9 protein-coding genes are annotated in these 10611 nt (G+C 65.0%); 7 read left to right on the forward strand and 2 right to left on the reverse strand.

Annotation, left to right across the window (positions count from 1 at the left end; translation table 11 throughout):
- From RMO40_RS15605 to hslU, 5 genes are all read left to right on the forward strand, one after another.
- Positions 1-327, forward strand: a 327-nt coding sequence (locus tag RMO40_RS15605; RefSeq protein WP_309723273.1) for a GTP-binding protein, incomplete at its 5' end; no start/stop codon positions are given.
- A 608-nt stretch (positions 328-935) separates the two neighbouring features.
- Positions 936-1430, forward strand: coding sequence for an RNA polymerase-binding protein DksA (gene dksA, locus RMO40_RS25530; protein WP_489660175.1), 495 nt, complete (start codon positions 936-938; stop codon positions 1428-1430).
- Positions 1431-1458: 28 nt separating this feature from the next.
- The gene (locus RMO40_RS15615) at positions 1459-3156 is read left to right on the forward strand and encodes a hypothetical protein (RefSeq protein ID WP_309723275.1); all 1698 of its coding nucleotides are present in this window, start codon (positions 1459-1461) and stop codon (positions 3154-3156) included.
- Between the two features lie 175 nt (positions 3157-3331).
- Complete coding sequence (gene hslV / locus RMO40_RS15620) at positions 3332-3868, forward strand: ATP-dependent protease subunit HslV (RefSeq protein ID WP_309723277.1); 537 nt, start codon at positions 3332-3334, stop codon at positions 3866-3868.
- Positions 3865-5199 carry an ATP-dependent protease ATPase subunit HslU gene (gene hslU / locus RMO40_RS15625; protein WP_309723279.1) on the forward strand — a complete coding sequence of 445 codons (1335 nt, stop codon included), beginning with the start codon at positions 3865-3867 and terminating at the stop codon, positions 5197-5199. Before hslV ends, hslU begins: the two co-directional genes overlap by 4 nt.
- A 45-nt stretch (positions 5200-5244) precedes the next feature.
- Here hslU and RMO40_RS15630 read toward each other — a convergent pair whose 3' ends face one another.
- Both RMO40_RS15630 and RMO40_RS15635 read right to left on the reverse strand, forming a co-directional pair.
- Positions 5245-6012, reverse strand: coding sequence for a type III pantothenate kinase (locus RMO40_RS15630; protein WP_309723280.1), 768 nt, complete (start codon positions 6010-6012; stop codon positions 5245-5247).
- Positions 6013-6024: 12 nt separating this feature from the next.
- Positions 6025-6714, reverse strand: a complete 690-nt coding sequence (locus RMO40_RS15635) for a hypothetical protein (RefSeq protein ID WP_309723283.1) — start codon at positions 6712-6714, stop codon at positions 6025-6027.
- Positions 6715-6923: 209 nt separating this feature from the next.
- On the opposite strand from RMO40_RS15635, the gene RMO40_RS15640 reads away from it, so the two are divergent.
- Together RMO40_RS15640 and icmF are read left to right on the forward strand one after the other, a co-directional pair.
- Entirely contained in the window at positions 6924-7742 is an 819-nt protein-coding gene (locus tag RMO40_RS15640) for a PPK2 family polyphosphate kinase (RefSeq protein WP_489660176.1), read from the forward strand.
- 25 nt (positions 7743-7767) lie between these two features.
- A partial coding sequence (icmF, locus tag RMO40_RS15645; RefSeq protein WP_309723290.1) for a fused isobutyryl-CoA mutase/GTPase IcmF occupies positions 7768-10611 on the forward strand: 2844 nt, incomplete at its 3' end.

Raw genomic sequence — 10611 nt, forward strand, 5'->3', positions numbered from 1 at the left:
TGCGACCACCCGCACCACCATGCGCACGACGACGACGTCAAATCCTTCGTCTTCAAGTCGGACAAGGCCTTCAACCCGGCCAAGCTGGAAGACTTCCTGGGCTCCATCGTGCAGGTCTACGGCCCCAAGATGCTGCGCTACAAGGGTGTTCTCTATATGAAGGGGTCCGACAAGAAGGTCATCTTCCAGGGCGTGCACCAGCTGATGGGCAGTGACCTGGGCCCAGCCTGGGCGAAGGGTGAGAAAAAGGGCAGCAAGATGGTCTTCATCGGGCTCGATTTGCCCCGTGAAATCCTTGAACAAGGCCTGGAGCAGTGCCTGGTTTGAGCTGGCTTTGAATATGCAGACGCAGCGGCAAACAACGTGGCTACAATCCGCGGCGCCCAACAGGGGCTGCGGGGCCACTCAGAGCTGCGCAGAGCGGGTATAACCGCCGTTGCGAGGAGACTTCAGTGAGCAAAACCCCGGTTAAGCGACCCACTCCCACCAAGCCAGCGGCCAAAAAGCCGGCGCAGGCGGCCAAGAAGCCTGTGCCCAAAGTCCCGGCCAAACCCAGCAAGCCCGTCGCCAAACCCGCCCCCAAGCCCACCGCCAAAGCCAGCCCCGCAAAAACCACCAAACCTGTCGCCAAGGTCGCAGCCAAAGCTGCAGCCAAGCCCTTCTCTGCGCCCAAGCCGGCCGCAAAGCCTATCGCCCCGGCCAAACCGGTGGCCAAGGCGGCTCCGGCGCCCGTACCCGTCAAACCAACTGCCGTGACCAAACCTGTCGTACCCGCTCCCGCACCTGTCGTGGCTGTCAAGCCCGTCAAAGTGCCCCAACCCAAGTTGTCTGCCGCAGCCCGTGCCTCGGCTGCCGCATCCACGCCGGCCCCAGTTCCGCCGGCCACGTCCCGATTCGCCGACCGCTTTGCTCCGCCGCGGCCGCCCACCCGTCAGATGAACTCTCTCTTGATCGACATCACCAAAACGGCGCACAAGGCCGACCCGAAGCTGGCCAACGCCTGGAAGACCAAGTCGGGTCGCGACCTGAGCGAAGCCGAGATCCTCGCCATGCCCGAAGGTGAGTACATGAACGAGAAGCAGCTGGAGTTTTTCCGCGTCAAGCTGCAAACGCTGAAGGACGACCTGCTGAGCAACGCCGGTGAAACCACCGAGCACCTGCGCGAAGACACTTCCATCGTGCCCGACCCGGCCGACCGCGCCACCATCGAAGAAGAGCATGCCCTGGAGCTGCGCACCCGCGACCGTGAGCGAAAACTGCTGAATAATATTTCGCAGTCGCTCGGCCGAATCGATGCGGGCGACTACGGTTTCTGCGACGAAACTGGCGAACCCATCGGCCTGGGCCGCCTCATCGCCCGCCCGACCGCTACACTGTCCCTCGAAGCCCAGCAACGGCGCGAGCTGAAGCAGAAGATGTTCGGCGACTGACCGTCGCCGCCCACGACCCTTCTCCGACATGGCGGATCCGAAAGACAGCAGCAGCTTTTTCCGAAAGGTTGTCAAGTTCGTGGCCAACCCGGCCACCGACTGGGCTCAGCTCGGTGTGCCTGCTGAAGACGCACGCGAGAGCGAATACGCCAAGTCCGAGCTGAAGGCCATGATCGAGCGCAAGCGGCGCAACGACTTCGTGCGCAAGCGCGAGTTCGACATGCTGCGCAAGGTGCGTCGCGAAGGCCTCACCGGCGATCAACTGGCGGCCTTGGGTGGCTCATCGCGGCTCGACGACTCCGAAGCCCGCATGCAGGAAAGCGGCGCCAAACCCGACAGCGGCGTCAAGGCCAAGATCGACGAGATCGAGCAGCAGATGGTGGGCGACGGCCTGGCCTCGCCCTCACCTCGCCGCACGCCGCAGTTCTACGAAGCACCCACCCAGCCTGCGGCCATGGGCTATGCCCGCACGCAGCCTGATGAAGGCCCCAACCGGCCGCGCGGCAGCGAATCTCGTGCACCCGCCGCCCCGCCGGTGCTGCGATCGGTGCCGACCGCCACGGTGGCCCCGGGCGCCGGCCTGGCACCACTCGACCTCGACACCGGCCCCGCCGCGCTCAGCAGCCAGTTTGCGGAGTTGAGCGAGGTGGCGCACGACCCCGACCTCGACGAAGCCGTGATCGCCTTTGCCAACGCCGATTTCGAACTGTGCGAACAGTCGCTGGCCGGCCTCACCGGCTCGGGTGGCGGCCGCTCCCAGCACGCCGAGACTTGGTTGGCCTTGTTCGACCTGTACCGCGCGATCGGCCAGCAGCACAAGTTCGAAAGCCTGGCCATCGACTACGCACAAGCGTTTGGCTGGTCGGCACCGCAATGGTTCTCCATGCCCAAGATGGTGGCCGAGGCCGCCAGCGAAGAGCGCCAACCACGCGCCCGCATCGACGGCCAGGTGGGCTGGGTCTGCCCGGCCAACGTCGACGCCGAAGCGGTGGCCAGGCTGCGCTCGCAGACCCTGCAGATGCCGTTGCCCTGGGTGTTCGACTGGAGCGCGCTCAGGGGCATCGACGCCGAAGGCAGCGCCCGCCTGAGCGAGCTGTTTCGCGGCTGGATCCCGCAGACGCTGGACATGCGCTGGCTCAGTGGCGAGCGCCTGATCGAAGTGCTGCAAGACGCTGCCCCCACCGGCGTGCGCGATGCCGACCCGGTGTTCTGGCAACTGCGCCTCGACGTGCTACGCATGGCCAACCGCGCCGACCAGTTCGACGAAGCCGCCATCGACTACTGCGTCACCTACGAGGTGTCGCCTCCTTCCTGGGAGCCTGCCACCTGCCAGGCCCGCATCAGCGGCGCGAGCGTGAGCACGCAGTCGCCGCCGATGTCGGTGATCAGTGATGTGTCGACCACCTTCCAGGAGTCACAGATCATCGATGAGCCCGGCATGGTGCAGGTGGCCCGTGTCGAACTCTCCGGGCAGCTGGTCGGCGACATCAGCGCCACGTTGACCAAGATGAACGAAGAGCTGGGCACGGCGACCATCGTCAATGTGTCTTGCGCACGTTTGATCCGTGTCGACTTCATCGCAGCCGGTGACCTGCTCAACTGGGTGCTGGCGCGCCGCAGCGAAAACCGCGCCGTGACCTTCTCCGAATCGCACCGCCTGGTGGCGCTGTTCTTCGGGGCGATGGGCATCAACGAGCACGCGAAAGTGAAAGTACGCGTGGTTTAGCCCCTCAGTCGCTGGCGCTCCTGCCCCCAAGGGGCGCCGCCTGGCGGCCCGGCAAAGCCGGTTCCGCGGGCGTTGCTCGATGTGTGCTTCGCTTTGCTCGCACCCACCTTCGTTCGGCCTGAGTATTGAAGGCCTGCTCTTGAACCTACGAGCTTCGCCCGAATCTGAGCACCTTATGGATCAATATCACGGCACGACCATCCTGAGCGTGCGCCGCGGCAATGTGGTCGCCATTGGCGGCGATGGCCAGGTGACGCTGGGCAACGTGGTCGTCAAGGCCACGGCTCGCAAGGTGCGCAAGCTGTACCGCGACCAGGTGTTGGCCGGTTTTGCGGGCGCCACGGCAGACGCGTTCACCCTCTTCGAGCGCTTCGAGGCCAAGCTGGAAAAGCACCAAGGCCACTTGGTGCGCGCCGCCATTGAGCTGACCAAGGACTGGCGCACCGACCGCGTGCTGCGCCGCTTGGAGGCCATGCTCGCGGTGGCCGACAAGGAGGCTTCGCTGATCATCACTGGCAACGGCGACGTGCTCGAGCCGGAGCTGGGCATCGTGGCCATCGGCTCGGGCGGCGCGTTTGCGCAAGCTGCGGCCCGCGCGCTCTTGCAGCACACGGACATGTCCCCGCAAGACATCGTCAAACGTTCGCTCGAGATCGCCGGTGATCTCTGCATTTACACCAACCAGAACCACGTCATCGAGACCCTCGAATGAGCTTCAACATGACCCCGCAGGAGATCGTCTCGGAGCTTGACCGCCACATCGTTGGCCAGGCCGCCGCCAAACGCTCGGTCGCCATCGCCTTGCGCAACCGCTGGCGCCGCCAGCAGGTCGACGAGAACCTGCGCGCCGAGATCACGCCCAAGAACATCCTGATGATCGGCCCCACCGGTGTGGGCAAGACCGAGATCGCGCGTCGCCTGGCCAAGCTGGCCGACGCACCCTTCATCAAGGTCGAGGCGACCAAGTTCACCGAGGTGGGTTACGTCGGCAAAGATGTGGACACCATCATCCGCGACCTGGTCGAGATGGCGGTCAAGCAAGAGCGCGAGCACGCGATGCGCCGACAACGTGCGCGCGCCGAAGACGCCGCCGAAGACCGGGTGCTCGACATCCTGGTGCCTCCCCCGCGCAGCGACTTCGGCCTGTCCCCCACACCCGCCACCGACAACACCGCCCGCCAGGTGATGCGCAAGCGCCTGCGCGAAGGCAGTCTGGCCGACAAAGAGATCGAGATCGAAGTGGCCGACCTCAAGCCCACGCTCGAAATCATGGGCCCGCCCGGCATGGACGAGATGGCCGAGCAACTCAAGGGCATGTTTGCCAACCTCGGCCCCAACAAGCGCAAGCAGCGCAAGGTGAAGATCGCCGAAGCGATCAAGCTGCTGACCGAAGAAGAAGCCGCCAAACTCGTCAACGAAGACGAGATCAAGACGCGCGCTCTCGACAACACCGAACAGAACGGCATCGTCTTCCTCGACGAGATCGACAAGGTCACCTCACGCTCTGAAGGCAGTGGTGCCGATGTCTCACGCCAGGGTGTGCAGCGCGACCTGCTGCCCTTGGTCGAAGGCACCACCGTCAGCACCAAGTACGGCATGGTGAAAACCGACCACATCCTGTTCATCGCCTCGGGTGCGTTCCACCTCAGCAAGCCGAGCGACCTGATCCCCGAGCTGCAGGGGCGCTTTCCGATCCGCGTCGAACTCAGCTCGCTGAGCGTGAGCGACTTCGAGGCCATCCTCACACAGACCCACGCCAGCTTGGTCAAGCAGTACCAGGCCTTGCTGGCCACCGAAGGGGTGACGCTCGAACTCACGCCCGAAGCGATCCGCCGGCTGGCGCAGATTGCCTACGACGTGAACGAGCGCACTGAAAACATCGGCGCACGCCGCCTGTCGACGGTGATGGAGCGGCTGCTCGATGAGGTGAGCTTCGACGCCCACAAACTTTCGGGCCAGACCGTGACGCTCGGAGGCGCCGAGGTCGATGCGAAGCTGAATGATCTGGCGAAGAACGAGGATTTGTCGCGCTACATCCTGTGAAGGCAGTGCACGGCACAGGTTTTTTCCGGCAGGGAAACCAGCGTCTCAAAGTGCAAGCCGGTGTGACTGCATCGCCAGCAAGCCATCAAAAATCAGCCGATCGACGGTCTCGAACTTGAGATCGGTCACGGGCGCGAGCTTCGGCGAGGCCCCACCCGACATCAACAGCGCCGGTTCCTGCCCGGTGCGTACACGCAGCTTGCGGTACATGCGCTCCACCGCGCCGGCCATCGCATTGACACCCCCGCTCATCAGCGCATCGCTGGTGTTGGTGGGGAAGTCGACCACCTCGCCGGTGGGCACCTTGAGGCCCGCTGTGCCCATCTCCAGCGCGGCCTGCATCACACCGAAGCCCGGCAGAATCAGGCCGCCAAGGAACCGGCCGGTCTCGTCGACCGCATCGACCGTGACCGCCGTGCCCACCATCACCACCAGCACCGGCCGCGCCGCGCCGCGCGCGCACACGTGGTGCCAGGCACCGATCATCGCAACCCACCGATCGGCGCCCAGGCGGGCGGGGTGCTCATAGCCGTTGGTGATGCCGGCGGCATGCGCGGACGACACCGCCCAGCGTGGGTCGATGTCCCAAATCTCGAGCTGCTCTTCGACACGGCGCTTGATGCCGTCACCGGCGACCACACAGCCGAGCATGCTGGCGGGCGCGGGAAGGTTCTTCCACTCGGTCTCGGCCAACTGGTCGATGGTTTCGAGGAAAACCGCGCCATGCGCCATCACGGCGGCGCCCGGTTGGGGTGATGTGTACAAGGCCCACTTCAGGCGCGTGTTGCCCACGTCGATGGCCAGAAAACTCATCGACTCAGTATCTCAGGAAGAAGATGGCAGAGACAAAGGCGGGTGGGTGGACAGCAGTTCGCGCACGCGGGCCATGGTCTGCGAGGCCCACAAACCCTTGAAGGGTTTGAAGATGCGCGACTCCACCTCTTCGAGCAGACTTTCCAGGTCTTCCCGGGTGCGCGCGCGACGCAGGCGCAACATGGTCAGCGAGCCGGCCACCGGCGCTTCAGCGCGCACGGCGCGCAGCAGGATCGCGCGGGCCTCTTCGAGGGCTTCGTCCTGCACGTCGAAGGGCTCGGACTCGAGCGCGTCCATCGCAGCACCCGGCAACTCGTTGAGCGATGAGTCGAGATGCGACTCGGGCTGCAGGCTGAGCGACGCCGGCAGCAGGCTCATCACCGAATCGGGCGCCCCCATGGCGGCCGGCGCGCGGTCGGATAAGGACTCCAGTGGCACGGGCCGGCTCTCCACCGGCGCAGCTTTCTTGACGGGCACCGGCTCCAGCGGTGCAGGCCGGGAGATCATGCCGAGGTCGAGCAACTCGTCAAAAGCGGTGTCGGGCGAGCCGGCAGCAATGGCCAACTGGCGTACCTCATCTTCTGCCCGGCGGCCATCGACCAGCAACAGCACGGTCCGGTGACGCTGACTCAGCTTGCGTTGGCGGCTGCTCAGTTCAGCCACGGCTTCGGGTGTCTTGACAGGGACCTTGATCGTAGCCACGCGGTGCACTCCTCGAACTTTCGATTCCGGCCTCGACCAGCGGGCCGCTTGTGGAGAGGGATTGTGCCGCCAAACCCGGTTTTCCAGGCCGGGGAAGCCCCTCGGGTCGCCCCCGGGTGCGGGTGTTCGGGCAAGGGCGATACACTCACCAATTGACGTATACGTCAACTACAACTGATGGAGAAACCGTGGCCGCATCCCAGCGCGAATTGAAGGCTTTCCAGCATGCCAAGGCGGGGGCCAAACCGGCGGCCTTCGATCTGGCGGGCATCTCGCCGGGAGCCAAGCCTTACTCCACCGGCGACAAGCTGGCCGACAAGGCCGCGGTTGAAGCGCTGGCCAAAGAGCTCGACACGCTGCAAGACCTGTTTTACGCCGACCGCCGCTTCAAGCTGCTGGTCGTGTTGCAAGGCACCGACACCAGCGGCAAAGACGGCACGCTGCGCGGCGTGTTCGGCCAGATGAGCGCGCTCGGCGTGCACACCATCGGCTGGAAGGCACCCACCGAGCCGGAGCGCGAGCACGACTACCTGTGGCGCATCCACCAGCGGGTGCCTGGCAACGGCGAGGTGATGATCTTCAACCGCAGCCACTACGAAGACGTGCTGGTGCCCAGCGTCAACGGCTGGATCACGCCCGAGCAGACGAAGCAGCGCTACGCCCACATCAACGACTTCGAACGCATGCTCAGCGAGACCGGCACCGTGGTCTGCAAGTTCATGCTGCACATCTCGAAGGAAGAACAAAAATTGCGCCTGCAAGAGCGGCTGGACGACCCGACCAAACGCTGGAAGTTTGCCGTTGGCGACATCGAGGTGCGCAAGCAGTGGGACGCCTACCAGCAGGCCTACGCCAACGCCATCTCGGCCACCGGCACCCCCTGGGCGCCCTGGACCATCGTGCCGGCCGACTCCAAGACCCACCGCAACCTGATGATCGCCACGGTGATGAAGCAGGTGTTTCAGTCATTGAAACTGCGCTACCCGCCCGACGACCCGGCACTGGCCAAGATCAAGAAGATCACCTGACAAATCAGACGCTGGAGACAAGCGCATGACCGACCTCTCAGCCGAATTCAAGGCGCTGGCCGCCTACCGGCCCACGAACAAGGTGCGTTTCGTGACGGCCGCAAGCCTGTTCGACGGCCACGACGCGGCCATCAACATCATGCGGCGCATCCTGCAAAGCATGGGCGCCGAAGTGATCCACCTCGGGCACAACCGCTCGGTCGACGAGGTGGTGACGGCCGCGCTGCAAGAAGACGTGCAAGGCATCGCCATCAGCTCCTACCAGGGCGGCCACATCGAGTACTTCAAGTACATGGTCGACCTTCTGCGCGAGCGCGGCGGCGCGCACATCCAGGTGTTTGGCGGCGGCGGCGGCGTGATCGTGCCGAGTGAGATCGCCGAGCTGCAAAGCTACGGCGTGGCGCGCATCTACAGCCCTGAAGACGGTCAGCGCATGGGTCTGGCAGGCATGATCGGCGAGATGGTCATGAGATGTGATCACGACCTGTCGGTGCACGCGCCGCAGGCGCTCGCTGAAGTGCAAGGGCAGACCGAGGCGCATCGGCGTGCGCTGGCCCAACTGATCACCGCGCTGGAAAACGGCAAGGCCTCGGCCGAGCTGAAAGCCGCGCTGCACAGCGCCGCAACGCAGACCAAAACCCCGGTGCTCGGCATCACCGGCACCGGTGGCGCCGGCAAGTCATCTTTGACGGATGAACTGATCCGCCGCTTGCGCCTCGACCAGGGGGATGGCCTGCACATCGCCGTCATCAGCATCGACCCCTCGCGCCGCAAGAGCGGCGGTGCGCTGCTCGGCGACCGCATCCGCATGAACGCGATCGCACCGTGGCATGCCTCCGTTCGCACTGAGCCTGTCGAAGTGCAGCGAACTGCCACCATGGCTTCGACCAGCTCAGCCCGAACGGAATTCGGTCAGCGCGTCTTCATGCGCAGCTTGGCCACACGCGACTTCGGCAGCGAGATCAGCCAGGCTTTGCCCGACGTGCTGGCCGCCTGCAAGGTGGCGGGCTTCGACCTGGTGATCGTCGAGACCTCGGGCATCGGCCAGGGCGACGCCGCCATCGTGCCGCTGGTCGACGTGCCCATGTACGTGATGACGCCCGAGTTCGGTGCCGCCAGCCAGCTGGAGAAGATCGACATGCTCGACTTCGCCGAGTTCGTGGCCATCAACAAGTTCGACCGCAAGGGTGCCGCCGACGCGCTGCGCGACGTGGCCAAGCAGGTGCAACGCAATCGCGAGGCCTTTGGCACATCACCTGATGAGATGCCGGTCTTCGGCACCATGGCCAGCCGCTTCAACGACGATGGCGTGACGGCGCTGTACCAGGCGCTGTTGCCCCGCCTCGCCGCGCTGGGCATGAAGACAAAACCCGGCAGCTTGCCCACGGCCGCCACCCGCCACAGCACCCACCAGGTGCCCATCGTGCCTGGCGCGCGCGTGCGCTACCTGGCCGAGATCAGCGACGGGGTGCGCGCCTACAAGCGCAACGCCATCCAGCAAGCCCGCCTCGCCCGCGAGGTGCAACAACTGCGCGCCGCCTCACGCATGCTGCACGAAGGAAAGCCCGACAAACCGCGCGCCGCCTCGGCCGCCGCCACCCTGGCGACAGAGCGCGAGGCGCGGCTCGACCCGCATGCCAAGAAGCTGCTCGACCAGTGGCCGCAGATGCAGCAGGCCTACGCCGGCGACGAGTACGTGGTGAAGATCCGCGACAAGGAGATCCGCACCGCGCTCACCACTACCACGCTGAGCGGCACCAAGGTGCGCAAGGTGGCGCTGCCGGGTTATGAAGACCACGGCGAAATACTCAAGTGGCTGATGCTCGACAACGTGCCCGGCAGCTTCCCGTACACCGCCGGCACCTTCGCCTTCAAGCGCGAAGGTGAAGACCCGACGCGCATGTTTGCCGGCGAGGGCGATGCCTTTCGCACCAACACCCGTTTCAAGCTGCTCAGCTCGGGCATGCAGGCCAAGCGCCTGTCCACCGCCTTCGACAGCGTCACGCTCTATGGCAACGACCCGGCCGTGCGCCCCGACATCTACGGCAAGGTGGGCAACTCGGGCGTGAGCATCGCGACGCTCGACGACATGAAGGTGCTGTATTCGGGCTTCGACCTCTGCAGCCCGAGCACCAGCGTCAGCATGACAATCAACGGCCCGGCGCCCACCATCCTGGCGATGTTCATGAACACCGCCATCGACCAGCAGATCGAGAAGTTCAAGACAGACAACGGCCGCGACCCGAGTGACGACGAAGCGCAGAAGATCAGCGCCTGGGTCAAGCAGAACGTGCGCGGCACGGTGCAGGCCGACATCCTGAAAGAAGACCAGGGCCAGAACACCTGCATCTTCTCGACCGAGTTCAGCCTCAAGGTGATGGGTGACGTGGCCGAGTATTTTGTGCACCACCAAGTGCGCAACTTCTACTCGGTGAGCATCAGCGGCTATCACATCGCCGAGGCCGGCGCGAACCCGATCAGCCAGCTGGCGTTCACGCTGTCGAACGGCTTCACCTTCGTCGAGGCGTATCTCGCGCGCGGCATGCACATCGACGACTTCGCGCCGAACCTCTCGTTCTTCTTCTCCAACGGGATGGATCCGGAGTACACGGTCATGGGCCGCGTGGCGCGCCGCATCTGGGCGGTGGCGATGCGCGACCGTTATGGCGCCAACGAACGCAGCCAGAAGCTGAAGTACCACGTGCAGACCAGCGGCCGCTCGCTGCATGCGCAGGAGATCCAGTTCAACGACATCCGCACCACGCTGCAGGCGCTGATCGCGATCTACGACAACTGCAACTCGCTGCACACCAACGCCTTCGACGAGGCCATCACCACGCCGACCGAAGACAGCGTGCGCCGCGCGATG

The organism is Rhizobacter sp. (assembly GCF_031412075.1).
Lineage (GTDB): Bacteria > Pseudomonadota > Gammaproteobacteria > Burkholderiales > Burkholderiaceae_C > Rhizobacter.